This window comes from Kordiimonas pumila (assembly GCF_015240255.1).
GTDB classification, from domain to species: domain Bacteria; phylum Pseudomonadota; class Alphaproteobacteria; order Sphingomonadales; family Kordiimonadaceae; genus Kordiimonas; species Kordiimonas pumila.
Genome location: NZ_CP061205.1, coordinates 1,519,480 through 1,545,244, shown reverse-complemented (window position 1 = coordinate 1,545,244; position 25,765 = coordinate 1,519,480). Strand labels below are relative to the sequence as shown.

Below are 25,765 nucleotides of genomic sequence, written 5' to 3'. Positions count from 1 at the left end.
TAATCATGTTACTTTATCTCCCAATTGTGCCCAGTGATTACCACTCAAGCCCAAGTCTTAGGCCAAACAGCAAGGTATTATCGGTCACCGGGTTCATGCCCGGATTAATCACATACTGTATGTCTGGCTGAATATAAGCCCAGTTTGCAAGCGGCGCTTTATAGGTAAGCTCGACAGAGACTTCTCTCTTATTTGTTTGCTCACCTATAAGAGCCTGCGACTGCCTGTAAGGCTGACCTGCTTCGGTTACAACAACTGCAAAGCCGATCTGGTCTGTATCACGCCCAGAAAACAGCCCTGTGTAGACACCGCCTGCGCTCCAGTATCCGTCAATAGTATTAAAATCACTATCGGCAACACCAGCTCGAATGAAGCCCACCAGACCTTGCCCATCAGCCTCAGTCCAAACTGGCACTTCAACAAGACCGTAAAAACCATCGTTTCCTTTACGGTTCAATGGTTGCGCGGAGGAATCAACTTCCAGAATATCGTCATATGTCGCCGTATAACGCCACACACCCCCAGAAACCTTCACGTTACCTTGTTCGTAACCCGCTTCAATAACGATTAGAGCACCCTCTTGACTATCAAGTTTAATTGCTGTGCTTTTGGGGGCAGCAGGATTGCCAGGAACACCATCAAAAACGCCCAGCTGCACATAATAGCCTTCTTTATAGCTTTGCTTTACGCGAATACCCAGACCAGTATAGGGGTATGTGGAAGGCCCGGTTACGCCACTTGAACCAAATTCACCGCCTACGCCGTGCGAAGAATGCAGAAACACTGCCCGTGTTTCGCTGGCATCAAATTCTTCATTGATTTCCTGCAACCCTACCTTCACCGAAATCTTGTTGGAAAATACATGTTCCACCCAAGCTTCATAAAGCCATACAGAACTAACATCAGTTTCGATATTACTAAGCGGCTGTGATGCACCAGCCATTTCTGTAACAGAAACACCATTGCTGTAAATCGCGGAAACTCTGGCCTTCATGCCTTTCCAGCCTAACGCCGCCATGCCGTCAACGCTAATTCCAAGGTCACCATATGCCAGATATCTGGTGTCTTCTTTAATACCACCATCAACATTTGACCAGACCTCGCTGATGTGTGATGCATCAAATTCAAGAGCCTGCTCCGCATTACCGGCACAAGTAAGTGCCATGCCAGCGAACAGACCCGCTGCAGTTTTTTTCATTCTAAAATCACTTGGTTAAATTTGGCCCGTAAAGGGGGGAGTTATAGATCAGACCCAGAGTGTTATATTTCGTTCAAGGGAAATAAGCACACAGTACTGAGCCTGATCAAAGAGACGCTGACCTTGTTTATTAAGGCTTGATATTAAAGACAAAGCTGCTTTCTATGCTGATAGGCAGCTCTTTATCGCTTTTGTAAGCATCAACATCATTGCTAGATCCTTGGTAAGCAACATCAACACGCCACAGGCCAGCAACCGGCACGCGGAACTCACCCTCACCGTGTTTCAGTTCTGAAAACAAACCCCAGCGATCCCCAAAGCTCATGTTATAGGCAACAATGTGGGATTCATCCGAAAGGGTTTCGCCGTTCAACATAACTTTAAAGCGAACAACATCCCCTACGCGGGTTTTGTGAAGATCAGTAAGAGGAACAATTTCAAGAGGCATGCCAACTGGTTCTGGGTCGCTCCACGCACCAACACTGAATGACGCCTTCATCAGGTTTACGCCCAGCTTTTCTTTCGTAACCTTAACGCCTTTTGGCAACTTTGTAAGGTTAGCATCTATAAAGCCAGGCTTGCCGTCTTTATCCATATAATTAATAACATGGGCAACTGGTGTTGTGGCATATAACTGGTAGGTGCCTTTCAGTGTATCAGGCTTGATAACAAACTTGCGCCTACCTGTATCACCGCCAGCCTGAAATTCCATACCTGAAGAAAGCTTTTGTTTTTCCTTGGTTACAAGCTGTGGAACACCCAGTGCTGTCCGTGTACCTTCTGGGTCAATAACATCATATTCGGCAATATACATTGGCCACCAGTCTGGTGTTAACAGTTCACTGCCTGACATAGCATCACCGTATGCAATTGCGGCCAATACGTGCTTATCAAACTCAGGAATAACATTAATCCACATTGTATGCGCTTGTGCAGGCACTGTAAGAAACGCAAAGGCACTCGCACCAGTAATTAAAGCTTTAATCCGGTTTTTCATCATCTGTCCTCATTATTGGTTAGAAGTTTTATGTTCTACAGCCCGCTATAATTAGCGGCGATATATTCCCCTGATTCAGTCAGAAAAATGTAAAGCGTTTGCTGCGTAGGGTCGGTAGCTTTTGGGTTTGTGAAAACAACGATATACTCGTTTGCCTCCTCATCCTCTCTCAGTTCAACCTTTTCCAGTTTTGACAGAGCCCATGAACTTGGTAATTTTTCGGCATCAACCAGCCGTGTAATTTGCTGGGTTGCAATCATGGCCGCTTCATCCTCAGGGATAACTCCGCCGTGCCCGCCAGGATGAGCATTTGCAGAAAACGTTGCTGCCACCAACAAGCACACTGATAGTAAAGTCTTTTTAAGCATTGCTTTTCCTTAATCGATTGAATTATGCCGTGATTTCAGCGCTTCACGCTCCATATCGGCATGAGCATGGCTGTGCATATCTTCACTAAAGCCAAAGTCGTCAGGGTATGCTGTATGGGCATAACCATGTAGCTGGAACAACAGCAGCATAAAGCCCGCAAAGATAAGAGCCTTATTGGCAACATCGCTGAATTTATCGAAGGACGGCAGCTTGCGCCACGCAGCAAGCAACACCAGAATAACTGTGAGTGCCGCTATTTGCCCTAGTTCAACACCAAGGTTGAAAGATAAGATCTTTAACACCAGACCTTCATCACCGAGCGGCAAAACTGAAAGCCTAGTGGCTAACCCAAATCCGTGGACCAGACCAAAAAGGAACACCATGGTAACCAAGTTTGGCGGCGTAAAATGAAAATATCGCTGAAATCCTTTAATATTTTCAAGGCCTTTATAAGCAACAGTAAGTGCAATAAACGCATCCACCAAATAAGGATTAGCTGATATCCCCATTAATGTACCAAACAAAAGCGTGATACTGTGCCCAAGAGTGAAAGCCGTTATAAACTTAACGATTTCGCCCATTTTTGTTAGAAAAAACATTACGCCAAAAAGGAACAATATATGGTCGTATCCTGTAACCATATGCTTGGCGCCAGACTTAACAAATGCCCAGTTTCCGCCTTCAATAAGTGCTTGAATATCTTCTAGCGGTACACCGTGAGCAAAAGCAGCACTAGGCGTTAAAAGGCACGCCAGAATACCAATCGAAAACATTCCAAGATATTTTGAGAGATTATTGAACGGTGCAGATGTGCCTGCTTTTTCAGAAACACCTGAAGTCCTACACATGGGATTAGTCCCATGTGTAGTTGCCACAGCGTTCAACCGTTTAAGGTAAGAGATAAACATAACAGCTCGGCTCCCTTAAGGTTGATGTTATTATCCTTAGAATGATGTAGAAACTGAGAATTTAACGGTGCTAGGCTTGCCCTGAGCAAGAAGTCCTGCCCCAGTTGCCTCCCAGTAGCGTTTGCCCGTAACATTTTCTGCATTCAGGCGCAGCACAACCGGATGGCCGTCAGCGTCAAAGCTATAGTTCGCCCCTAAATCAAGCAGCGTGTAAGCAGGTGTAAAGCCATCATTTGCAGGGTTTACTGCGCGTTTACCGGTATAAAACACACCGCCATTCAAGCTTAAGCCCTCAAGAGCTGGTACTTTATACTCAAGGAAGAAAGATCCTGTATATTTAGGTGTGTTTTCAATAAGCTTGCCAACAATGGAGGCTGCACCGCTATCCATTTTTGCGTCAATGTACGTAGCACTTGTAGCGATCGCCAAATCTTTGGTTATCTCACCCGCCAGATTAAACTCAAACCCCTGATAAACAGCCTGACCATCCTGCACGAAGAAATTAGCTGCGTTAATATACGAGGATGACCGTTCAATATTAAAATAAGCCACTGTCATTAGCAGGCCGCGTTTAGGCTCGAACTTGATACCACCTTCCCACTGTGTACTCAGAGCTGCGGGTAGAACCTCCCCTGTATTATTAGCAATACCAGGTGCAATACCGCCTTCTTCAAGGCCCTCAATATATGTACCGTAAAGACTTATGTTTTCCATTGGCTTAAACAGAACACTGGCAGACAAAGTTCCCGGTGATGTTTCATAAGTGGAGGTATTAGATTCGTTGGTATATTTGGTAAAGCGATAGCCAATTGTTGCCTGCAACCACTCTGTAATTTGCATGCGGTCAGCAAGAAACACACCAAAATCTGTTGTTTTTGACTTAACACCAAGAGTGAAGGCAGCATCGCCCATTACAGGCAAATCACCATTTTGCGTATAATAGTTTTGTGTGATGACGCCTTGCCCAACACCCGCTGGGTTTACAACGGTAAGAAACTGCTTTGAAATACCAACAATAAACTCGTGCTCAATACCTGCGGTTTCTGCAGCAGCTGCCAGATCACCCCGAATGATAGAGCTTTCAAATGTATTTTCCGGGTACGTAAAGACCTGAACAGTACCATCACCTGTATCCAGATCATAATCACGGAACCACGAGAAACGGCGCGTTCTGTTAAGGTAAGAACGCCCAGCACTCACAGAGGCAGATATAGCAGAATTAAACTTATAAGTAGCCTTACCCATTAAGTTCAGCTCTTTACCATCTGCATAAAGCCATTCTGAACCCAGATTAGCAGAGGATGGTAATAGTGGCGGCAGTTCATAATCCGCAGCAGCAACCGGGTTAATACGTACAAGCGTGGCTTCGGTAACAGTGTTATCGATATACTCACCGTCTAGCTCTAAAGAGAACTGGTCAGTAGGGCGCCAGTCATAAGCGGCCGATACAAAAAAACGATCACCACCCGTATTATCAACGCCAATTTCAGTATTCGCTGCGGCCAAGTTTACGCGCAGGCCACTGTTGCCCCAAACATGGCTAATATCAACATCGCCGCCGTAACCACCATGGCTATTAACGCTGGCAGAAATACCTATTTCATTATCATCGGGGCGTTCTGTCACCAAGTTCACAACACCAGAAGGCGAAGCAAAGCCATAGTACAAACCGGCAGCACCTTTCAACACTTCAACCCGGCTTTTATTTTCAAGCGGCATATGAATATAGTTCACGACAGGCAACACACCATTCATCCGGTAGTTGCTCAGGTTACCAAGGCTGATCCCTCGAACTGCGAGGTTGCTATAAATAACCGTGTTAATTTGCGATGTCGTGACACCAGCAGTATTTTTCATGGCGTCTGACATATTCAGCGCCTGCTGCGATTCCAACAGCTCTTTCGTCATCACTGTTGCTGTTAACGGTGTATCAATCAAACGCGCATTCCGAAATGTTCCCGCCTGAACAAAATCAGCACTGAAGCTGCTTTTTCTATCTGCAGATACAATAATTTCTTCCAGCACAACCCCTTCGTCCTTATCGGCGGCCTGAACAGCAACCGGCATGAAAGCTGTACCACTCAGCAAGGCGGTACCAGACAGCACCAATGATATAAAATTACTTTTTTTCCGAGCGCTCTCAGACGCAATCAATTCCGCAGACATGTTAAATCTCCCATTAAATATTGTTTTTAACATCGGGCTTTTGCTGTTTTCAAAAACAGCGCCGCAAACAAATAAGCCCGACAGCCATGACCGATCTCTCCCGTTGATCAATCAAATTTATCAGTCAATTAATGAAACCAGATGCGCTTGGGAATGTCGATTTCAATAAGTGGAAGCATGGGGCGCAAAAAAGTTGGGTTCAAATTACACCTTAAATTTTCATTATAAAACAATATGTTAAATATAACAAAACCAGAAACACACACCCCAATTACAAACTAAATGCTTTTAAAATAAGAAAAGGGGCTCGCAAAGAAGCCCCTTTCACATAGTCAGCTTGGTCTTTTGAAAAACTTCTGGCTAGTCATCAAGAGCACGACCAACTGCCGCATAAAAAGCATCATCATCAAGCTCTACCCTATTCAGAGAACTAGGCTTTGAACGAGCACACAGAGTTACAATAACAAGCTGCTTTTTGGGGTTTACATAAATAGCCTGCCCGTAAATACCAAAGGCAATAAACGCCCCTTCATGTTCTGGCACATTTTGGTCAGGCACCCACCACATATATCCATAATCATACCCTTGAACAGCAGGCAAAAGTGGTGCTCCAGCCTCTTTAAACCAACCTTCGGGCACAAGGCGCTCACCGTCCACAACGCCGTCATCAACCACAAATTGGCCAAACCGGCCATAATCACGCAGCGAGGCACAAATACCACTACCGGCCAGTATCATACCGCCCGGTGCCTCAAGCCACCATCCTGCCGCTTGCTCCATGCCAAGTTTTGACCACAGCTTTTCAGAAAGATACTGTGCACCAGACATGCCGGTGGCATTCTCGAGGATTGCACCCATTATGTAACTTTCACCTGTATTATAAACAGACTTTATACCCGGCGCGCACGCACGCTTCAATGTCTTCATATAGCCAACGATACTGCCTTTACCGCCAGAAAGTGTCGCCTCAAGCAGGCGACGCCTGTGTGATGTTGGGTCTATGTATGTTTCGTCCCATTCAACTCCCGATGCCATCATAAGAACATGGCGCACACTAACACCTTCATAGGCACTGCCAACAAGCTCTGGCACATACTGGGTTACGGGGTCGTCTACACTGCCAATCGCCCCTTCTTTTACAGCAACACCAATCAATGTTGACGCAATAGATTTCGCGACTGAGCACGAAGCCCAGTGCTGATCAGGGTTTAGTCCATATTCATAATTTTCAAGCGCAACAGCACCATTTTTCAAAACAAGCAGCCCCGCAACCCGGTTTATAGTCAAGTAATCATTCAGGTCACAAATCCGGTCATGGCTTTCAAAGCTAATAGCAGGGAACGGCGTACCAGATACAGCAAGCGGTTTCGCATTATCTCCCCTTGCTACCTTTGCGGTAGGAAATAGCTGGTCACTATTCATAAGGGTACTTACAGCCACTGAAGGCCGCATTTTGCCACCAAACATATCCTGAAGGCTAGCAATAGGGGGATTTATCATACTCATTTTAGGTACCTTTTAGGTTTTATCATGGCCACACACGCATGACCTCTTATCTTTTGACTATAATGAATACCCCCCTGTGTCGATTTCAATAAATAGATGCCCGGTTACAAAAAACACTTCGTGGGGCATATAATAATCAGCCTCTCAACATAGGTGGTTTTCATCACAGAAAACGCCCGACAAAATTCGCACCCAACATTTTTGAGGCGCCCGGTTCAATTTATTGAAATCGACAATACACCAAAATTATGGCCCTTATTGTAGCTGATTTTACACATAGCACACCATTCGTTGCACTAATCTAAGTAAGGGTACCAAACATATGCAGGCAGATATTATAATTGTTGGTGGGGGTATAGCGGGTATATCTGCGGCATATTTTATTTCAAAATATGCTTCTGTGGTTGTTGTTGAGCGTGAAACAGCTATTGGCACACACAGCTCGTCACGAACTGCCGGGCAGTTTACTGTTGGTATATACGCAGATACCATGCGGCGGTTGGCAAAGGCGAGCCGCTCATTTTTAGAAACACCGCCTGCAGGCTTTGCCGATTATCCACTTTTATCACCGCGAGGCTGCCTAACTGTTGGTCGCCGAGACCAGCAGGACAAGCTTGATAAACTATATGACTATCTTGATGAGGCCGGTGCAGCTCTGCGCCGCGTAAGCGGAGAAGAAGCTTTGAGCCTGTTCCCAGCTCTGCGCCCAGAGAATGTTCACTGCGGAGTCTATGAAGAGAATGCAATGGATATTGATGTTGACCTGTTGCTGCAAAGTTATGCTAAGGGCGCAAAGGCAAACGGCGCTAAAATACTGACCAATATTCAAGTGAATTCTATTCGTCGAACCTCAGGGAAATGGGCAGTTGAAACACCGGATGAGGCCATTTCAGCGCCGCTCCTGCTGAACGCGTCCGGCGCATGGACTGATGAGGTTGGCAAGCTTGCAGGCCTTCCACCTATTGGCCTAACCCCTTGTCGCAGAACTGCTTTCACATTTGCATCTCCCGACAACCAAGATGTTTCACAGTGGCCTCATGTTAGCAATGCTGACTATAAATGGTATCTGCACCCCGAAAGCCATGGCTTTATGGGTAGCCCGGTTGATACCGTTCCAACACCTCCGAGCGATGTTTATCCTGACGACATGGATGTTGCGCAGGGCATTTATAATATTGAGCAGGATACCATATTCCAAATCAGACGGCCTACAGGCACGTGGGCTGGCCTTAGAAGTTTTATGGCCGATAAAAACCCGGTACTGGGCACTCGCCCAGATGCAGAAGGTTTTTACTGGCTAGCAGGCCACGGTGGCTGCGGGGTACTAACATCCCCGGCCCTTGGTCAAGCAGCGGCATCCCTCTTGTTAAATAGCGACCTGCCGGAAGAACAAAAAAGCCTTGGTATATCGGTAGCAGCTTTGGCTCCAGACCGCGCCAGCCTTCGTGTGTAAGGCCCCAAGATACCATTTATAAAATGAATTTGGAGACAACCTTTTATGCAGGCGCTTAGTCTATACCCTCATAGCCCCGACGATGTACTCTCGCGCATAAAGCAGAAGCATGAGGTTATGCCCAAAAATGCCGATGTTATCATTATTGGCGGAGGTATTGTTGGCACTACATCAGCTTATTATTTAAGCAAAAAAGGCCTAAACGTTGTTCTGGTTGAAAAAGACAAGGTTGCCTCTCAGCAATCAGGCAGAAACTGGGGTTTTGTGCGCACCCAGTATCGTGACTTGGCCGAACTTCCCCTTGCAAGCCTTGCTCTTTCGCTTTGGCCTAACCTTGAGAAAGAGCTAGCTGTTGACATTGGCTGGAAAAAAAACGGCTGTATTTTTGTCGCGGAAAACGAAGCTGAACATGAAAAGTTTAAAGCATGGCAACTGGATGCAAAAGACATTGCCTCAGATGCTAGAATGTTGTCCAGCACAGAGACAGCAAAATATATTCCTAATTTAAAAACAAAAGTGGCCGGCGCCCTTTATACTGAAACTGACGGCCAAGCAGAACCGTGCCTTGCAACAATAGCTTTTGCAAAAGCCGCGAGCGAAAACGGCGCGCACATTCTGGAAGATTGCGGCGCTGTAGAAATTGAAACAACCGCACGCAGTGTATCAGGGGTTTTAACAGAGCACGGCCTAATAAAGGCACCTATTGTTATATGTGCGGCAGGCGCAACATCTTACCGGTTCTTATCAAAACTCAAGTTAAAGTTGCCACAACAAATTGTGCGCAACACAGTTTCGCTAACAGAACCCCTGAACCTATTAAGTGAAGCATGTTTCTGCGGCATGGGCATTGGTATCCGTCAACGACCAGATGGATCATGCATTCTGTCTTCAGAGTCAGATGTTGATATTGATTTTACCCTAGATACCATGCGTGCTGCGCGTTTCTTTTTGCCCAGCCTTCTGAACCACTGGAGTACATTTTCCTTCAATTTGGGTGCCCCTTTTATTGATGACCTCCACAGAAAAGTTTTTGCTGCAAAAGAAGATAGGTTACTAGAGCCCCGTCGCCCTAAAATTAAACCTAACACCCGAAAAGTAAATGAGACATTGGGTCTGCTAAAGCGGCATTTTCAAATGCCGCAAGAGGCCGCAATTGTAAAATCATGGGCAGGCTATATTGACGTGTTACCCGATGCCATCCCTGTAATCGACAGCCCCCCCTCTGTACCAGGGTTAATTGTTGCGACCGGCTTTTCCGGGCACGGCTTTGGCTTGGGGCCTGGCGTTGGCACCGTCGTTGCGCAACTGGCAACAGAGGGAAAGTCAGATATATCCCTAAACGATTTTCGGCTGGATCGTTTCGTTTTAGGCACATTCAAGCCCCCCCACGCACCTCTTTAAACCCGGAGAATATAGTATGGCGCTAAAAGACAAAGCTTATTATCAAGCCATTGCAGACCAACTGGTTTTACCGTCGCAAGCTTTTATTGATGGAAGCTTTGCACCTGCCGCATCCGGGGCGGTTATAAGGTCTATAAACCCTGCAACTGGTGAAACGCTTGGCACTGTTAGCCACTGCCAGCCAGAGGATGTAGACCGGGCGGTGAAAGCGGCGCGTCGTGTATTCGGCGCAGGCACTTGGTCGCGCTGCGCCCCTGAAGAGCGCAAAGCAGTGCTGCTGAAGCTTGCAAATCTGATCAGAGAAAACTCAGACGAACTTGCCGTTATGGAAAGCATTGATAGTGGAAAACCTATTAAAGACTGCATCCATGAAATTTCAACAGAAGTACCAAACACATTTCAGTGGTATGCAGAACTGATAGATAAAAGTTTTGGTAAAATAGCCCCCACTGACGCCAGCGCCTGCGCCATGATAATAAAAGAGCCTATCGGCGTAGCGGGTCTTGTGCTGCCTTGGAACTTCCCGCTTTTAATGGCGGCATGGAAACTGGCGCCAGCCTTAGCAAGTGGATGCTCGGCCATTGTAAAACCCGCTGAACAAACATCCTATACCGCACTGCGCCTCGCTGAGCTCGCAGCAGAGGCTGGCATCCCGGCTGGAGTGCTTAATATTCTCCCCGGCCTTGGTGAAACAACAGGGCAGGCTATTGGCCGCCATCACGGGATAGATGTTGTTTCTTTCACAGGTTCTACCGAAGTTGGCCGGTATTTCCTGAAATATTCAAGCGAAAGCAACCTAAAGCCAATCGGCCTTGAAATGGGTGGTAAAAGCCCATTCATTATACTCGGTGATACCAAAATAACAGACGACCTTATAGACAATGCTGTATCATCCGCCTTTTGGAATGGCGGCCAAAACTGTTCAGCAAACATGCGGCAGATTGTCGATAAAAAAATAGTGGAGGAATTCACCCACCGTGTTGTTGAAAAAACCAAAAAAATCGCTGTTGGCAACCCGCTAGACCCTCTGACGGAACTTGGTCCTATGGTAACGCTGGAACACCGTAATACCGTTATGCGTTATGTTGAAGCTGGCCGAACTGGCGGAGCAGATATTGCCCTTGATATGGCTGATGCCTACACCAGCACATCAGACTGTTTTGTTGGCCCTTCTGTTTTCACAAATATGACACCAGAGATGAAAATTGCCCGCGAAGAAATCTTTGGTCCGGTTCTTGGCATTTTAACTGTAGACGGCATGGAAGAAGCGCTCGCCTGTGCTAACAATAGCGATTACGGCCTACACGCAACTGTCTTCACACAAGACATAGATAAGGCATTATACATGGCCCGCCGGCTTGCTTGTGGCACAGTAGGCATCAATGGCTTTACAGAAGGCGACATTAAAACACCATTTGGTGGCTATAAGCAATCTGGTTCCCTTGCCCGAGACAAAGGAACAGAAGCCATGGACCAATACCTGCAATCAAAAACAATATGGATTAATGTGAACCAAGGCTAAAATACGCTTATGAAAAAGCCTTTTTATGAAAAATATGGTACAAAGATTTATCGGACTGCCACACAGGCTTGCCGGTAGCACCTGTACCTAACCGAAGGGAGTACATTATGGCACGCCGACTTCCATCCCTGAATGCTCTACGCTGCTTTGAAATCGTTGCTGACCAGATGAGCATTAAAAAAGCAGCCAATTATATGCGCATCAGCGAAAGTGCTGTCAGCAGGCAGGTACGCATACTGGAAGAACAGCTTGGCACCCCTTTATTCCACCGCAAGCATAGCGGCCTTGAAATCACTGATGTGGGTATTGCTCTCGCCGCAAGCACCAAAGATGCTTTCAGCCAGATTGCCAAAACCATTGAAACTTTCCAGCGCGATAAAGATACCGTACAAATAAAAGTATTGCCTACCATGGCGCTGCGCTGGTTTTACCCCCGCCTAAAACGCTTTCAAAGCCAATACCCCTTAATTCAGGTTATTGTACAAACACGCTGGCACGACATGATCTCGGGCGACGGTGAAGCAGAGCTTGGCATTCGCTATGGCCGTGGCAACTGGTCCCCTGAATATGTAACGGAATTATACCCAGAATGGCTAACACCTGTTTGCGCACCGGACTATCTAAATGGCCGCAAACTGGAATGCGCAGCAGACTTTGACAAGGTAACTCTCTTACACCCGCTGCCCAGCCACCAAGACTGGAAAATGTGGTCAGAAAGGTGGGGCGGCGAAAGCTTCAACACGGAAGATGGCCTTGATTTTGACGTGCTTGATATGGCACTGCGCGCAGCTGAAGCTGGGTTTGGCATTACCATGAGCGATGTTGTTCTAGGCGCTGACGCCATTGAAAGCGGGAGGTTGGTAACTCCAGTGAACATCGCTGTTCCAAGCGATATATCCTACTATCTTGTCCACCCCCCCATGCAACAGCAACGACGAGAAGTGCGCTTACTGCGTGAATGGATATGCGATGAAATGAGCGATACCAAGCGTATTATCAGCTCTTACCAATAAACCTATGTCGCCGCACAGCACACAATGTGGCCAGGGGCTATCTCAACCATAACTGATTCTGCTGAAGTTATAGCTGCGCCCGGAATACTGCCGTGGTTAAAAAACACATACCCTTCAGGGGCATTCGTTCTTGTGGCTACCGTATCAACAAGTCTGTAAGAGGTATCATCCTGCTTCACCAAGCGTGGGGTGGCTTCTAGCAGGCGTATTGTATAGGGATGGCAGGGCCTGTCAAAAATATCATCGCGGCTACCCACCTCCAGAATTTTACCTCTGTACATAACCACAACCCGATCAGCAACCTGCTCTACCACGCCTAGGTCATGGGATATGAATAAATAGCTAAAACCATATTTTTCCTGCAACCGCGCAAGTAGTTTTAGAACCTGATGCTGGATAGTTACATCAAGGGCAGAAACCGGCTCGTCAGCAACAATAAACATGGGCTGCGCGACAATAGCCCGCGCGATACAAACACGTTGGCGCTGACCGCCAGATAGCTCATGAGGGTAGCGGCCAGCAAAGTCACCCGGCAAACCCACTTCTGTTAACATATTCTGTGCTTGTGCACGCTTTTCCTTCGCTGTGAGGGATTTATTATGCCGCAGGCCTTCCGCCACCGTGGCTTCAAGTGTCATGCGTGGGTCAAGCGAAGAAAAGGGATCCTGAAACACCATTTGCATATTACCGCGCACGGAAGCGAGCTTCCCCTTTGCCATACTATCCAAATCCTGACCTTCAAAAAATATCTGGCCAGATGACTTTGCACACAACTGCATAATGGTGCGGCCAATCGTTGTTTTACCAGAACCGGATTCGCCTACTACAGCAAGGATTTCACCCTGATTAACAGCAAAACTGGCTCGGTCAACAGCCCGCACCATATTCGATTTTTTCCAGAATGATGAGCCAGACCGTTTGAAGTCAACACATAGGTTTTTAATATCCAGAAGTGGCTTAGTATATGTTTTTTCTAGCATATCTGTTCTACGCGCGGGCAAAGCCCCCATCAGGTCACGCGTATAATCATGTTGTGGGCTTAGCAAAATATCAGAACACTTGCCGCTTTCAATTTGCACCCCTTTACGCAGCACAACCACATCCTCGGCATACTGTGCAACCATGCCTAGGTCATGGCTGATAAGCAAAACACCCGTTCCTATATCTTTGGTAATTTCCAGCATCAACTCCATGATCTCTTTGCGGATGAGGGCATCAAGCGCTGTTGTTGGTTCGTCAGCGATCAATAAAGCCGGCCGCATTGCCAGTACCGATGCCAGCATGATGCGCTGCCGCATACCACCTGAAAACTGGTAAGGATACGCATTAAAGCTTTCTTCCGGATTGGTTATTTGCACCCGTTTAAGCATCTCAATACTGTGTATGCGCGCTTCTTCTCTGGTCATGTTCTTATGCAGCATCAACGCTTCTGACATCTGGAAGCCAATTCGAAGTGCCGGATTAAGTGAAGACATAGGCTCCTGAAAAACCATACCTATGTGATTGCCCCTTAAGCTGCGCATGCCTGCATCATTCGCAAGCTGCAGGTTTGTACCTTTAAACAGCATAGTCCCGGCGCTAACTCTTGCCACAGGAGGTAACAGCCTCAACAAGGCGCGGCCTATCATGGTTTTACCGCTGCCAGATTCCCCAACAAGGGCTGTTATACCACCAGCTTGAATGCCAAAGCTTACATCATTCACAATAGGTTTAGGCTTTTCACCGGCCACAGTAATATCAATATGCAGGTTCTCAACTGCGAGCACCGTATCATTTGCAAGAACAGAATTTGTCACAGATTTTTCATCCTTGGATCAAGATAATCCCGCAGCGCATCACCAAAAAGGTTGATGCCGAGTAAAGAGATAGAAATAGCAAGGCCCGGTGCCACCGCAAGCCAAGGGGCGTTTTCAAAATAATAGCGACTATCAGCAAGCATCCCGCCCCAACTGGCAGCAGGCGGCGAAACACCGAGCCCCAGAAAGGACAAAGCACTCTCTGCAAGCAATGCCCAGCCAAACAGCGATGTACCCAGTACAATAATGGGAGCGAGCGTATTAGGCAGGATATGTTTTAAAAGCGTAAAAAAGCGGCTATTGCCCATAATTGCAGACGCATCAATAAACTCGCGCCGCTTCAGTGACAGGCCAGAAGTGCGAACAACCCGCACCACGGAAGGCACATAGGCAATACTAAGTGCAATGATAACGGCGTACTCACCAGAACCATATATAGCAATAACCGACAGCGCTAATATAAGCGAAGGAAACGCTAAGAGAGAGTCCATAAATACAAGCATTATTCTATCGAACCAACCGCCGTAGAAAGCTGTTGCTGCCCCAATAAAAGCACCAATAGCCGTAGCAATAATTGCCGTAATACCGCTTATCGCAACACTCACTGTTGCCGCAGATAAAAGCCTACTCAGAACATCACGCCCCCATTCGTCTGTACCTAAAAGATGCGCGAGAGACGGGGCTGCAAGCCGTTCGGTCGTACTAACCGCGATAGGATCGTAGGGCGTATAAAAACTGCCAATAACAGCAACCACAAACACCAGTAGCATCAATAAGCTACCCACAAAGGCATTAGGCCTGCTTTTACAAATTTTCCACCATTCACTAATCATAGCTTGCTCCTGGGCTTAGGAGTAAATAAGTCGTGTCTACGATCACATTGACACATACATAAGAAAGGGTAACGATAAGCATACAGCCTTGGATCACCGGATAATCACGGGCAAAAATGCTTTCCACCAACAGCCTGCCAAGCCCCGGCAGCGTAAACACCGTTTCCGTTACAACCGCACCGCCAAGTAGCGCACCCAAAATCAAGCCAATCATGGTCCATGTAGGTGCTATGGCATTCGGCAATGCATGCCGTGTTCTAACTGTCCAGTTCGTTAAACCTTTAGCATAGGCATGGGTAATATATTCCAGCCGAAGCACATCAATAGTGCTAGAGCGCATCAATCGAACAATAACCCCCGCCTCAGTTAAGGCCAGAGCACTCACTGGCATTATCAGGTAGGTGACGCCTTCCCAAAAGTTATCGAACATGGACACATACCCAACAACGGGTAAGAACTCTAGCTTAAGACCAAAGAACAACAGGAACAGAAGACCTAGCCAAAAGCTTGGTATCGAGAGCGCAATTGTTGCAGCCGTCATCACAATAACATCAATTTTTGTGTTTTGTTTCCATGCTGCAACCGAACCCGCCGGAATTGCAATAAGGGCGGCAATAATAACGGCCGGGATCACAAGAGACGCCGTTACACCAAAACTGGGGATAATAATGCTCAGCACAGACCTATCCTGTGTAATAGAGACACCAAGATCGCCCTGAACAAGGCGGTGCAGCCAATTTAAAAATTGCATGATCACCGGTTGGTCAAGCGCAAGAGCCGCGCGCATTCTCTCCAGCGCGACAGGATCATCAATATTACCCAGCATGATCTGGGCCGGGTCACCGGGAATTAAGCGAATAAGGAAGAAGATGATAGCCAGTGATATAAACAACGTCATCGACGCCAGCAGTACCCGGATCAGTAAATATTTTGCAATGGACATAATCAGCTGCCCTCTTCCATACGTTTCACACCCCAAAAGCGCGCTCGCCCAAACACCCAAGAATTAAAACCCTTAATGCTGGTGCGCACAGCATTCACATCTGAAAGGCTATAAAGTACAATGATGGGGCAATCCTCGATCATCAGCGTGTGTAATTCATTGAACAATTGCTGGCGCTTGTCTGGGTCGGAAACACGCGCAGACTCTGCCAACAAGTCAATCGCCTCAGGCTTGTCCCACAGCTTCGTTTTATTGGCGTCTCTATCACCGAGAATAGATTGGTAATTAAAATACGGGTCTGCGCGCGCTGAATAACCAAACGACATCAATTGATAGTTGCCGGAACGCCAGCGATCGATTTGTGTAGCCCATTCTATTACCTCAAGTTCTATATTAATACCTGCCTGCCGCGCCATAGCCTGCACCAAAAGCGCCTGATTAAACATGGCCGGATACCGGCGGTTTGTTACCAATTTTATAGGCTGCCCCTTATAGCCGATCTCATCCAAAATCCTCTTCACCCTATCTGGATGAAAGCCATCACTTTGCTTTTGAATATCGCTGTGGAATACACTGGAACTAGGGATCACAGAAGCATTTGCAACCCCCACGTCTTCCGTGACAAGGCTTGCCACCGTTGTTCGGTCAATGCTCATTGCCAGCGCTTTACGCATCCGTACATCTGATAATAAAGTGTCACGGTCTTGAATAAGAATGCCGTAATTCACCAGCATCGGTTTGCTGATAATCTGCACATTATGCATGCGCCTAACTTGCAGCATCTCGGCGGCGGGAAGTTCTGGCATAGCCTGCACCTGCCCCTTGGACAAAGCCGCCAAACGCGCCGCAGAATCCCTAATAATCAACCACTTTATTTTAGTGGCATAGGCAATTTTTCCGCCCGTATTACCATCCCTTGGCTCAACACGACTTTGATAATCCGCAAAGGCGTCCAGCTCAATATACTGGCCCCTAACCCACTTGCCCAGCATATAAGGCCCCGTTGCAACAGGCCTGTTCCAGCTGCCATCTGCATTCAAGGAACTGGGGTGAATAATACCGCTGGCGCCGCAGTGTATAACAGCCATTTGGCTTAAAAACATAGGCTGCGGATGGTTTAGCTTGAAAACAACAGCATCATCACCCACCGCTTCGATAGATTCAATTTTATCACCGTTTGAACCATCAAAACTTGCGAGACACCCCCACCCTGTAGCGGGGTCAAGGTATCGCTTCCATGTCCAAACCACATGCTCTGCTTTTAAGAGATCACCATTATGAAAGCGCACCCCTGAGCGTAAATGAAAAGTATATGTTTTTTCATCTTCTGAAATATCAACAAAGTCAGCAAGCAACGGCCCTGTGCTCCCATCTTCACGGTAAGCAACCAGCCCTTCCAGAACATGCATCATAACTGTATCTGTATTGGCGTCTCGGTTTACGCCTGGGTCTGTACTTCTGATATCAGAGGTTAGAGCAACGTCAATAACCTCCATCTCAGCAGCCTGCACTGCAACACTGTAACAAGATAAAACCAGCCCCAGCAAAAAGACTTTTAATCCGCAGTGGTGCAAATCGAATATGCTCTTTTTCTGAGGGCACTTGCCTTGCATGGCTTTTATCTCTCCTGACAAATCTGTGTGTTAGATAAATATTTTCACCCCTATGTAGCGCCAAAATAACTGTGCTTGTCCATTGCAATAAAGAGAATGGGGGGTCTTAAAAATTTCAGCAGCTTTTGAGTAATGCCTAAAACCGCCTTTCAATATGAAGCTATAGCTCACATTTATAAGGCCGTTGTGCCAGACAGTAATTTGCGCGCACGAGCATAAACAGGCTGATCAACCATCTCGCCGTCAAGAGTTGTAATTGCTTGCCCTGCTGCCCGCGCTTTTTCAAATACAGTAATCACATTTTGCGCCCAAGCTACTGCATCCTCTGTAATAGAAAATACTGTATTCAAAATTTCAATCTGGCGTGGGTGAATGGCAAAGGCTCCATCACCGCCCGCATGCTTGGCAAAACAAGCAGCTTTGTTGAAAGCCTCAAGGTTTTTATAATCAGCAATACCTATTGGCATACCATACGCCTTTACGCCTGCTGCTTTAGCAACCATTACCATACGCACATAAGCAGCTGTAATGAGCGGTGCATCAGGCGAACAGCCACAGTATGCACTAAAATCTTCCGTTCCCAGCAAAAGCGCGTCTACTGCTCCTGGCATCATTGCTTCTTGTTCAAATGCCAGTAATGCCTTTGGGTCTTCAATCATGGCGACAAGCCTTAGATTACCAGACAGACTCAAGCCTTTAGTGACACTTGCCGCTTGCAACCACCCCTCTGCTTTTGGCAGTACAATACCATCCGGCTGTACCGTTAAAGCGGCTAAATCCTGCACGTGGTTAGCCCTGTCCTGTAGTGGGTTAACCCTAACATAAGCCGTGCACCCTGCCTCTATCACGACCTGAAGAGCCTCAGGAAGCATGTAGCGCGCCGTATCTTTTGCCGTGCCTGCCACCCCGTCTTCAAGGTCAATACATATGGCATCCGACGAGCCTTTTACAGCCTTTGAAACCAGATCGAGCCTATCCCCTGGCACAAACAGGAATGAGCGACACACTGTGCCAAAATGCCTTTCATTATCTGTCATTTCTGGGCTTCAAACTCGGCCCACACCCGGTCCGTTGCATCCCCCAAACCGGGCACTGCATGAACTTTGGGGTTTGTCATATGCGTAAACTGCACCGGCAACGCAGGCAGCGCGACCTGTTGCCCTGTGCTTGTCATAGTGTGCCGTAGCCTGAGCGCCTTGTGCCTCGCCAGACCTGCAACATCATTTAAAGCGCCAAAAGCAATGGATGCATCAAGCAGCCGCATACGCAGCTCACTCGCTGTTAGCGTGATAAATACTGCATTGAGCTTTTGGTCCATATCTGCACGGTTTTGAACCCTTTGAGTATTACTGTAAAAACGCGGGTCGTTAACAAGCTCAGGCAAAAAGAGAACAGTTTCACACAAACGCTGCCATTCCCGCTCATTTTGGATAGAGAGTATGGTCAGCGCCTTATCTGCCGTTTGATAAGCACCGTAAGGCGCAATGGAACAATGCTGCAACCCTTGCCGCGCTGGCGCACCTTGCCCGTATTCACTCTGCAGAAAAGGCACTGTCATCCAGTCGGCGGCTACATCAAAAAGGGAAACTTTAACACCAGTTCCCACACTGCTCACACTTCGATAAAGCAAGGCCTCAAGAATACCCGCGTGCGCAGAAAGGCCCGCACCAATATCACACACAGAAACACCAATTCGCCCCAGTTCGGTTGGCCCACCAGAAACACTAACCAAACCGCTCTCTGCTTGAACAAGAAAATCATAGGCTTTCATATCCGTTGCAGCAGAGGTTTCACCGTAGCCCGAAATGTCACATGTAATAAGCCGAGGGTGCCTTGCACGTAGGTCAGCCGAGCCAAAACCTGCCCTTTGCAGAGTGCCGGGCGATAGGTTTTGTACAAAAACGTCTGCTTTCGCAATTAGGGTATGTAAAAGCGCATTATCTGCAGGCTGCTTGTAATCAAGCACAACAGACTCTTTATTTTGGTTTGCCCAAACAAAGTAAGCGCTGTCACCCTTTGCTGCTGTATCATACCCTCTGGCAAAGTCACCTTCAGGACGCTCTATTTTTATCACTCTCGCCCCCGCTTCTGCAAGCCGAGCGGTACAAAGCGGTGCGGCAACAGCCTGCTCAACTGATACAACAAGTAACCCTGTAAGAGCCTGCATAGAAGCAATCCTTTTATAATGCCCGAACCGGCATAAAAAATACGTTGCTATTGAGGTACAGCAAAAGTTATCTTTTAAAAATTGCTTTGATGTAACGAATTAGTTCTAAAAATTAGAAGTATAAACATGTACCCACCGCTTAATGCCTTGCGCGCCTTCGAGGTTGTAGCCCGCAGCGGCAGCATTCGCGCTGCCAGCGAAATCCTGAATGTGACCCAGTCTTCTATCAGCAGGCATGTATCAATTCTGGAGGGCCACTTACAGAGAAAGCTTTTCTACCGTGAAGGACGCGGCCTTAGGCTAACAGAGGCAGGAGAAGATTATCTGCTGCAAATAGCAGACGCGTTTGAAACAATCAGTAATGCCACCGCTGCCATTAAAAATCGCTCAAAACGCGCACAACTCACGCTTTCTGCACCGCTTAGCCTTACAGCGAACTGGCTTATTCCGCGCTTGAAAGGCTTTCTTGCCGAAAACACTGATATAGATATACGCCTTGTTGAGGGACTGACTTTTGATCCATCCAAGAAGGATATAGACTGTGCGATTGAGTACCGCTTTCAACCAGCCCCAGAACTAGCATCAACACTGTTGCTCCGAGATGAAATTGTGCCCTTGATATCACCCAACCATTTTAATGTTTTGGCACTTTCCACGCTTGACTGTGTAAAAGGAATTACCCTTATAGAAACATCTAGGCGGCTTGTTTCATGGCATAACCTACTGGAAGGCAAACATTGGTTATGCCAGCAACCGTTCTTTACCGTGAACCATACAGTTCATGCTTTAGAAGCTGCCCAAAGGGGTATCGGCATTGCTCTTGCTAACCGGCATAATGCCCACCATCTGATAGATACAAAAAAGCTTGTCATTCCTTTTCTGATTGCCCCTTCAAGCCTACCGCGTACACCGCGGTATTATATATCTGTTCCGCCCCACCGGGGGCAAAACAAACAGGTGCTCAAGCTGCAAAGCTGGCTTCTGAAAGAAAGCAAAGACCGCCCAAGCCCCAATAATTAGACCCAGTGCATCAATTGTTGCAGGTTGACAATAAAACGGCTTCGCACGAAGCTTTTCCCTATGAAAAAACTTGCACAAATACATAAATGGATCGCATTGGGCTTTGGCATTTTCTGGGTCTTACAGGCCGTAAGTGGCGCATTGCTTGTATTTCAGCGCGAACTAACAGACCTCACGACCATAGCACCATACGGCAAAGACATGCCTTATACCAACGCCGGGCTTTCAATCGGTATTGAGAAACTAAAACAAACCAACCCAACCCATAAGCCGGTTTTTCTGATTAACAACAGCACCAGTTATAATATCTTTGACCTCATCACAGAAACCCCAGAAAAAGAACTGCCTGTATACCGCCTATCGGCCACAACCGGGGACACATACAAAACCTATTACTGGGAAGGGTCAGTTTCCACGCTTAGTTTTTTCCGTGCCCTCCATTTATTTCACACACGGTTGCTTGCCGGTAATCTCGGGCACTGGATAATAGGCCTAAGTGGCATATTTTTAACAACATCTCTTGCCTTGGGCCTTTATATCGGCTGGCCACGAAACAGAACCGCAAAACATGTTTTAAAACCAAAGGCCTTCAAATTTAAAATAGCCAGCTTGTATGCTTGGCACAGGGCAGTAGGGCTGTGGTGTGTGTTTTTGCTTTTATTCATTACTGTTTCCGGCACTATTCAGGTTTGGCAATCTTCATTACGGTCTATGTTAGGGGCTACCCATAACCCCACCATAGAAAGAGCAGAAAACAGCGGCCTTACCCTGTCCCTGACAGATGCCATCAATATCGCAAAACAGGAATTTCCCGGTAGTGCACTGGCTATGGTTAGCTTTCCGCAAGCATCCACACCATACTATCAGGTGCGGCTTACCCAACCAGATGAAAGCAGGCTGGTATACGGCACCACAACGCTTTACATCAGCGAGCAGGATGGCCGTATTCTGCGCATCTATAACCCGCTAACCACTAAGTCCCTTAAACTTAAAGTCTTTGATGCCCTTTATCCACTTCATACAGGTGAGTTTTGGGGCCTTACAGGCCGCATCCTATACCTGATTGCAGCAATAGGACTGGTCCTGTTAACAGTGATGGGTTTAAGCTTGTGGATGCTTAAAAGCAGGCGTACTACCCGTAAAAAAATAACCAGCTGATAGCTGGTTATTTTACTGATCTATACCTTCATGCGTTAGTGCAAGATACTAAGCTTCCACAATAGCATCCATGTCCATTTCGATCTTGATTTCCGGATCAAACAGCCCAGCCTGAACAGTTGTACATGCGGGGCTAATACCTTTGAAAGTCTCTGCAAAAATATCCATGATAGCGTCATAGTCATCAACTTCCGCTATATACATCCTGACCCGCACCACATCTGAAAGGCTACCGCCAGCCTTAACCAGTGCATTATTTGCATTCTGCATCAACTGGGCGGTTTGTGCGGCGGCACCTGCTGCCAGTGTGTCGGTAGAATAATCGTAGCCTGTTGTGCCTGACAAAAACACTTGCGGCCCAACTTTTACAGCCCTGCTATAGCTATATGTTTTTTCATAATCGCTGCCAGAAAAAATATTCTGACGTTCATAGCCTGCCTTAGAAATCATACTCATAATAACACCCTGTATGTGATTTACGTTACGCGAAAATCACCTGGAAACCATAGCAGGGTCAATTTCAAAAACCTGTGGTAAGGCTCAGATTTACGAGCTGTTTAGCCTGAACTGCACCCCACCGCATAGTTGGTATTTGTCCTGCCCCTGTTTCCCGATGGCCATTTCTATGAGGATACTGGCTGGCGAAGGCTAAAAAACCTCGAAGAAAATGGTTATATATTAAGGAAAGCCCCACTTTTGGCTGTTGCGTTCACGCCTACGGCGCACCAGAATACAGTATAAAAGCACTTCCTTTACCGAATTTGAAGCCCTGCACCAAGAAAGCCCCCATCTACAGCCAGCACATGTCCTGTTATATAGGCCGATTGTGGTAATGCCAAAAATAGCGCGGCGTGCGCCACATCTTCCGGCAAGCCATACCGGTTGGCCGGAATGGCTGCTTGATACAGTTCCCTCGTAAGCTTGGAATGCATTTCCTGAACTAATTCCGTATCTATTGCACCGGGTGCCAAACAGTTCACCGTGACATTCTTGCTGGCAAGCTCCACCGCAAGGGTGCGAGAGAGCATAATCACCCCAGCCTTTGCCGCACCGTACGCGGCACGGAATGTCCCGCCGCGAACACCCGCTGTTGAAGACAGAGTAACAATACGGCCATACCCGGCTTCCGCCATAATACGCCCTGCCTCCCGCATGACATAGAAGGTTCCCGAAAGATCAATATCAATAATGCGCTGCCAGTCTGCATCCGTTGTTTCTAGAAAACCACGTTCTACACCTACCCCTGCACTGTGAACAAGGATATCGATGCCGCCCATCAGTTGGCTTGCTTCATCTATAGTTTTTTTAACCTGTTCCGGCCTCGAAACATCCACTGATAATGTATGCACGACCGCACCATCAGCCTGAAGGTCTTCTGCAATTGACTTTAGTTTCTCAGCGTTCAAATCCAGCAAAACAAGGTCCGCGCCCGCACGGGCAAAGAGGCGTGCGGTTGCTGCCCCTATGCCACTGGCCGCACCAGTGATTACAGCCCGCTGCTGTTTTAGGGAATATAGACTGCTTTTATCCATGATGGACCTCTGATATTTTCATGCGCATTTCAAGCTTGAAACCATCAGCGTTTCTTCTTTTGGGCGGTTCGCCACACATGGGCCGCGATACCAACGAGCGGCAATAAAAAGACAATCAGACCCAAAATGAAAACAAGTGTTTCACCAACGATACCACCGATTTTACCATTATGAAAATCGAGCATGTAGCTAAGCATCACGTCACCAATCCTATTAGCTTCAGCGGGGCGAAAATGTGTTAATGTTGAGCATTCTGAAAGAACACGTACCTCTGAATTTCCACGTGTTGGATAGCGAGTTCCCTCTGGGCCCATAAATATCTGATATCCAGCATTTCTCTCACTCGGGAGAAAGAACATTGTAATCTCAGAACCGGGGTTGGCCTCAAGCGCCGTTGTCCATGCTCTGTCAGCCGAAGGGGTAGCACACATCTGCTGATTTTCAGATGCTACAGTGCCATCAGCCATACCTAATAGGCTGGCAAACGCCATGGAAATATCAAACCGGGCCAACCCAAAGCCTGTAATGGCAAAAAGAAAAAGGGGGACACACAACCATATGCCCAATGTGGCATGCGAGCGCCGCATTTTGGGAGGGGATGAAAATCCGGCGATTTTTAAATCTGACTTTTTTGTTTTTGGTCGCTGAAGCCATAAAAATACCCCAGACACGCAGAACACCATGATCAGAATACTTAGAATCATTATCGTGGGTATCGCAGCATCCCCCATAAACATACTATGGTGCAACCACAGAGGCCAAACTGCTGCTGTGTCTTCCGCAATAAAATGTGCCTTAGGTTCACCTGTGTACGGATCTACAACAACCACCCCGTGCCCGTGGCCACCGCCAGCACGTTCAGTATCATATATAATAGTTGGGGCCCCAATACGCATAGGCGTTGTTTCTGGCCCAAAAATACCCTCTATATGCTCGATAGGCCCATACTTAGCCTGTGCATTTTCAAGCCAAACTGACGGCAAAGCCCACGCCTGAGGCTTGTCTTCATAAGACATGATATCCGCGCCAAATTCCCACTCATAGAACGTTGACTGCAATACCATCGCTGTCCCGCTGATGCCCATAAGGGCCACATACAGGCCTAAAACAAGCCCACTCCAACGATGCAAAATCGATATATTTATTCTCAGGCGTCTCATACTCAGTTCCCTCCCGGCATTTACCACGGCGGTAGATTTCAAGGGGCCATGGTTTTATTATTGTAAACTACCAATCGATACGGCCATTGGCCCTTTTCATCCACGCTGCGATATCAGCTTTATCCGCACTCATAAGGCCCGCAACCATCTCTTTCAGAACATCAGGTTCTTCATTTTGCCCAAGCTTGAAACGGCGATTAACGGACTTAACCGCTGCCCTGAACCCAATAACGTAGCGCGACATAGGCTCAAAGCGCTCTTCCATACTGTCCACACTCCAGCTTGATCCATTGATCTTTTCCATAAAGACAACAAGGCGCTTCAAGTGTTCTTGGGTGTCCTTTTCAGCAGGCAGTAACGTGACATCAACCAAAAACGTTGCCGATGAAAACATCCATGTTGGCGCCAGACGTTTATTTGCCACCCACGCTGTCGGCATATAGGAATCAGGGCCTTTATATAGAATGGTCGCTGATTTTTCTGTTTCGAGGGTTTTAATGTGCGGGTTAGTCCGCGCCATATGGCCTTCAATCGCCACAATATTCTGCTGGTCATCAACAATAGGTAAGAGCGGCAGCAAAGTAGCATCCACCAAATTTGGCGAAACAAGCCATGCAAGCGGGTTGGTTGTCACCAGATCAACCAGAATATTTTTATCCTCATCTTCGGTTAAAACCACGCCCATGCTTCACCTTTTTTCGCACAAAATTACTGCGCAGCATTACTGCTGGCGCTTTCCGAAACACCTATCACCCACTGCAAAGCTGCCATGATTTAGCGTTGCTTTATGTCAAACATAATTATACAATGAACAATAGATTGTCAATTTAACAATTAAAACATAAACCACTGCACGGCAATTTGCCTCGTAAAAATGGCTCAAATCAGAGAGAAAATGGCAAAAAAAGCCCCAACAGAAGCGCCAAGAGCGCGAATGTTCTTTGATCACAGATGCTACTTTGGCAGTAAAAAATAAGGGAACCATTCATATGCATATAAAATGTTTGCAC

At 47.1% G+C, this 25,765-nt stretch carries 22 protein-coding genes; 6 read left to right on the top strand and 16 right to left on the bottom strand.

Features of this window, described 5'->3' with window-relative positions:
* Nucleotides 1-37: 37 nt before the first annotated feature.
* The 6 genes from ICL80_RS06650 to ICL80_RS06625 all read right to left on the bottom strand — a co-directional run bounded on the left by ICL80_RS06650 (nucleotide 38) and on the right by ICL80_RS06625 (nucleotide 7,144).
* The gene (locus ICL80_RS06650; protein ID WP_194215311.1) at nucleotides 38-1,198 is read right to left on the bottom strand and encodes a carbohydrate porin; all 1,161 of its coding nucleotides are present in this window, start codon (nucleotides 1,196-1,198) and stop codon (nucleotides 38-40) included.
* Between the two features lie 130 nt (nucleotides 1,199-1,328).
* A complete protein-coding gene (locus tag ICL80_RS06645; RefSeq protein WP_194215310.1) occupies nucleotides 1,329-2,198 on the bottom strand; it encodes a DUF4198 domain-containing protein in 870 nt (289 codons plus the stop codon).
* 32 nt (nucleotides 2,199-2,230) lie between these two features.
* Nucleotides 2,231-2,563: a DUF6488 family protein gene (locus ICL80_RS06640; protein WP_194215309.1), complete on the bottom strand. Its 333-nt coding sequence runs from the start codon at nucleotides 2,561-2,563 to the stop codon at nucleotides 2,231-2,233.
* Between the two features lie 9 nt (nucleotides 2,564-2,572).
* Nucleotides 2,573-3,412 carry a HupE/UreJ family protein gene (locus ICL80_RS06635; RefSeq protein WP_228073839.1) on the bottom strand — a complete coding sequence of 280 codons (840 nt, stop codon included), beginning with the start codon at nucleotides 3,410-3,412 and terminating at the stop codon, nucleotides 2,573-2,575.
* 96 nt (nucleotides 3,413-3,508) lie between these two features.
* A complete protein-coding gene (locus ICL80_RS06630) occupies nucleotides 3,509-5,638 on the bottom strand; it encodes a TonB-dependent siderophore receptor (protein ID WP_194215308.1) in 2,130 nt (709 codons plus the stop codon).
* A 360-nt stretch (nucleotides 5,639-5,998) separates the two neighbouring features.
* Nucleotides 5,999-7,144: a serine hydrolase domain-containing protein gene (locus tag ICL80_RS06625; protein WP_194215307.1), complete on the bottom strand. Its 1,146-nt coding sequence runs from the start codon at nucleotides 7,142-7,144 to the stop codon at nucleotides 5,999-6,001.
* A 322-nt stretch (nucleotides 7,145-7,466) separates the two neighbouring features.
* Between ICL80_RS06625 and ICL80_RS06620 the strand changes: the two genes are divergently transcribed.
* The 4 genes from ICL80_RS06620 to ICL80_RS06605 all read left to right on the top strand — a co-directional run bounded on the left by ICL80_RS06620 (nucleotide 7,467) and on the right by ICL80_RS06605 (nucleotide 12,533).
* On the top strand, nucleotides 7,467-8,597 hold the full coding sequence (locus tag ICL80_RS06620; RefSeq protein WP_194215306.1) for an NAD(P)/FAD-dependent oxidoreductase: 1,131 nt from the start codon (nucleotides 7,467-7,469) through the stop codon (nucleotides 8,595-8,597).
* 45 nt (nucleotides 8,598-8,642) lie between these two features.
* Nucleotides 8,643-9,998: an NAD(P)/FAD-dependent oxidoreductase gene (locus ICL80_RS06615; protein WP_194215305.1), complete on the top strand. Its 1,356-nt coding sequence runs from the start codon at nucleotides 8,643-8,645 to the stop codon at nucleotides 9,996-9,998.
* A gap of 16 nt (nucleotides 9,999-10,014) precedes the next feature.
* Entirely contained in the window at nucleotides 10,015-11,520 is a 1,506-nt protein-coding gene (locus ICL80_RS06610) for an aldehyde dehydrogenase (protein WP_194215304.1), read from the top strand.
* Nucleotides 11,521-11,627: 107 nt separating this feature from the next.
* On the top strand, nucleotides 11,628-12,533 hold the full coding sequence (locus ICL80_RS06605; protein ID WP_194215303.1) for a LysR substrate-binding domain-containing protein: 906 nt from the start codon (nucleotides 11,628-11,630) through the stop codon (nucleotides 12,531-12,533).
* A gap of 2 nt (nucleotides 12,534-12,535) precedes the next feature.
* On the opposite strand, the gene ICL80_RS06600 is transcribed toward ICL80_RS06605, so the two are convergent.
* The 6 genes from ICL80_RS06600 to ICL80_RS06575 form a co-directional block, all read right to left on the bottom strand.
* Nucleotides 12,536-14,329, bottom strand: a complete 1,794-nt coding sequence (locus tag ICL80_RS06600) for an ABC transporter ATP-binding protein (RefSeq protein ID WP_194215302.1) — start codon at nucleotides 14,327-14,329, stop codon at nucleotides 12,536-12,538.
* On the bottom strand, nucleotides 14,326-15,162 hold the full coding sequence (locus ICL80_RS06595; RefSeq protein WP_194215301.1) for an ABC transporter permease: 837 nt from the start codon (nucleotides 15,160-15,162) through the stop codon (nucleotides 14,326-14,328). The genes ICL80_RS06600 and ICL80_RS06595 overlap by 4 nt, the downstream gene beginning before the upstream one ends.
* Nucleotides 15,155-16,105 carry an ABC transporter permease gene (locus tag ICL80_RS06590; protein WP_228073838.1) on the bottom strand — a complete coding sequence of 317 codons (951 nt, stop codon included), beginning with the start codon at nucleotides 16,103-16,105 and terminating at the stop codon, nucleotides 15,155-15,157. The genes ICL80_RS06595 and ICL80_RS06590 overlap by 8 nt, the downstream gene beginning before the upstream one ends.
* Nucleotides 16,106-16,107: 2 nt before the next feature.
* Complete coding sequence (locus ICL80_RS06585; protein WP_194215300.1) at nucleotides 16,108-17,718, bottom strand: ABC transporter substrate-binding protein; 1,611 nt, start codon at nucleotides 17,716-17,718, stop codon at nucleotides 16,108-16,110.
* A 173-nt stretch (nucleotides 17,719-17,891) separates the two neighbouring features.
* Nucleotides 17,892-18,755: an HpcH/HpaI aldolase/citrate lyase family protein gene (locus ICL80_RS06580; protein ID WP_194215299.1), complete on the bottom strand. Its 864-nt coding sequence runs from the start codon at nucleotides 18,753-18,755 to the stop codon at nucleotides 17,892-17,894.
* Nucleotides 18,752-19,885 (bottom strand): CaiB/BaiF CoA transferase family protein, encoded by a 1,134-nt coding sequence (locus ICL80_RS06575; RefSeq protein ID WP_194215298.1) that lies wholly within the window; start codon nucleotides 19,883-19,885, stop codon nucleotides 18,752-18,754. The genes ICL80_RS06580 and ICL80_RS06575 overlap by 4 nt, the downstream gene beginning before the upstream one ends.
* A 126-nt stretch (nucleotides 19,886-20,011) precedes the next feature.
* Here ICL80_RS06575 and ICL80_RS06570 point away from each other — a divergent pair, with 126 nt between their 5' ends.
* Nucleotides 20,012-20,905 (top strand): LysR family transcriptional regulator, encoded by an 894-nt coding sequence (locus ICL80_RS06570; protein WP_194215297.1) that lies wholly within the window; start codon nucleotides 20,012-20,014, stop codon nucleotides 20,903-20,905.
* Nucleotides 20,906-20,965: 60 nt separating this feature from the next.
* Nucleotides 20,966-22,063 (top strand): PepSY-associated TM helix domain-containing protein, encoded by a 1,098-nt coding sequence (locus ICL80_RS06565; RefSeq protein ID WP_194215296.1) that lies wholly within the window; start codon nucleotides 20,966-20,968, stop codon nucleotides 22,061-22,063.
* 48 nt (nucleotides 22,064-22,111) lie between these two features.
* On the opposite strand, the gene ICL80_RS06560 is transcribed toward ICL80_RS06565, so the two are convergent.
* The 4 genes from ICL80_RS06560 to ICL80_RS06545 all read right to left on the bottom strand — a co-directional run bounded on the left by ICL80_RS06560 (nucleotide 22,112) and on the right by ICL80_RS06545 (nucleotide 25,440).
* Nucleotides 22,112-22,519, bottom strand: coding sequence for a Rid family hydrolase (locus ICL80_RS06560; protein WP_194215295.1), 408 nt, complete (start codon nucleotides 22,517-22,519; stop codon nucleotides 22,112-22,114).
* A gap of 296 nt (nucleotides 22,520-22,815) precedes the next feature.
* On the bottom strand, nucleotides 22,816-23,595 hold the full coding sequence (locus tag ICL80_RS06555; protein ID WP_194215294.1) for an SDR family NAD(P)-dependent oxidoreductase: 780 nt from the start codon (nucleotides 23,593-23,595) through the stop codon (nucleotides 22,816-22,818).
* 44 nt (nucleotides 23,596-23,639) lie between these two features.
* On the bottom strand, nucleotides 23,640-24,755 hold the full coding sequence (locus ICL80_RS06550; protein WP_194215293.1) for a PepSY-associated TM helix domain-containing protein: 1,116 nt from the start codon (nucleotides 24,753-24,755) through the stop codon (nucleotides 23,640-23,642).
* Between the two features lie 67 nt (nucleotides 24,756-24,822).
* Nucleotides 24,823-25,440, bottom strand: a complete 618-nt coding sequence (locus tag ICL80_RS06545; protein WP_194215292.1) for an FMN-binding negative transcriptional regulator — start codon at nucleotides 25,438-25,440, stop codon at nucleotides 24,823-24,825.
* Between the last annotated feature and the right edge of the window lie 325 nt (nucleotides 25,441-25,765).

Bases quoted from the DNA above. Each gene is read 5' to 3' on its own strand.
- ICL80_RS06650 (WP_194215311.1), bottom strand. From the start codon at position 1,198: ATGAAAAAAACTGCAGCGGGTCTGTTCGCTGGCATGGCACTTACTTGT.
- ICL80_RS06645 (WP_194215310.1), bottom strand. From the start codon at position 2,198: ATGATGAAAAACCGGATTAAAGCTTTAATTACTGGTGCGAGTGCCTTT.
- ICL80_RS06640 (WP_194215309.1), bottom strand. From the start codon at position 2,563: ATGCTTAAAAAGACTTTACTATCAGTGTGCTTGTTGGTGGCAGCAACG.
- ICL80_RS06635 (WP_228073839.1), bottom strand. From the start codon at position 3,412: ATGTGTAGGACTTCAGGTGTTTCTGAAAAAGCAGGCACATCTGCACCG.
- ICL80_RS06630 (WP_194215308.1), bottom strand. From the start codon at position 5,638: ATGTCTGCGGAATTGATTGCGTCTGAGAGCGCTCGGAAAAAAAGTAAT.
- ICL80_RS06625 (WP_194215307.1), bottom strand. From the start codon at position 7,144: ATGAGTATGATAAATCCCCCTATTGCTAGCCTTCAGGATATGTTTGGT.
- ICL80_RS06620 (WP_194215306.1), top strand. From the start codon at position 7,467: ATGCAGGCAGATATTATAATTGTTGGTGGGGGTATAGCGGGTATATCT.
- ICL80_RS06615 (WP_194215305.1), top strand. From the start codon at position 8,643: ATGCAGGCGCTTAGTCTATACCCTCATAGCCCCGACGATGTACTCTCG.
- ICL80_RS06610 (WP_194215304.1), top strand. From the start codon at position 10,015: ATGGCGCTAAAAGACAAAGCTTATTATCAAGCCATTGCAGACCAACTG.
- ICL80_RS06605 (WP_194215303.1), top strand. From the start codon at position 11,628: ATGGCACGCCGACTTCCATCCCTGAATGCTCTACGCTGCTTTGAAATC.
- ICL80_RS06595 (WP_194215301.1), bottom strand. From the start codon at position 15,162: ATGATTAGTGAATGGTGGAAAATTTGTAAAAGCAGGCCTAATGCCTTT.
- ICL80_RS06590 (WP_228073838.1), bottom strand. From the start codon at position 16,105: ATGTCCATTGCAAAATATTTACTGATCCGGGTACTGCTGGCGTCGATG.
- ICL80_RS06585 (WP_194215300.1), bottom strand. From the start codon at position 17,718: ATGCAAGGCAAGTGCCCTCAGAAAAAGAGCATATTCGATTTGCACCAC.
- ICL80_RS06580 (WP_194215299.1), bottom strand. From the start codon at position 18,755: ATGACAGATAATGAAAGGCATTTTGGCACAGTGTGTCGCTCATTCCTG.
- ICL80_RS06575 (WP_194215298.1), bottom strand. From the start codon at position 19,885: ATGCAGGCTCTTACAGGGTTACTTGTTGTATCAGTTGAGCAGGCTGTT.
- ICL80_RS06570 (WP_194215297.1), top strand. From the start codon at position 20,012: ATGTACCCACCGCTTAATGCCTTGCGCGCCTTCGAGGTTGTAGCCCGC.
- ICL80_RS06565 (WP_194215296.1), top strand. From the start codon at position 20,966: ATGAAAAAACTTGCACAAATACATAAATGGATCGCATTGGGCTTTGGC.
- ICL80_RS06560 (WP_194215295.1), bottom strand. From the start codon at position 22,519: ATGAGTATGATTTCTAAGGCAGGCTATGAACGTCAGAATATTTTTTCT.
- ICL80_RS06555 (WP_194215294.1), bottom strand. From the start codon at position 23,595: ATGGATAAAAGCAGTCTATATTCCCTAAAACAGCAGCGGGCTGTAATC.
- ICL80_RS06550 (WP_194215293.1), bottom strand. From the start codon at position 24,755: ATGAGACGCCTGAGAATAAATATATCGATTTTGCATCGTTGGAGTGGG.
- ICL80_RS06545 (WP_194215292.1), bottom strand. From the start codon at position 25,440: ATGGGCGTGGTTTTAACCGAAGATGAGGATAAAAATATTCTGGTTGAT.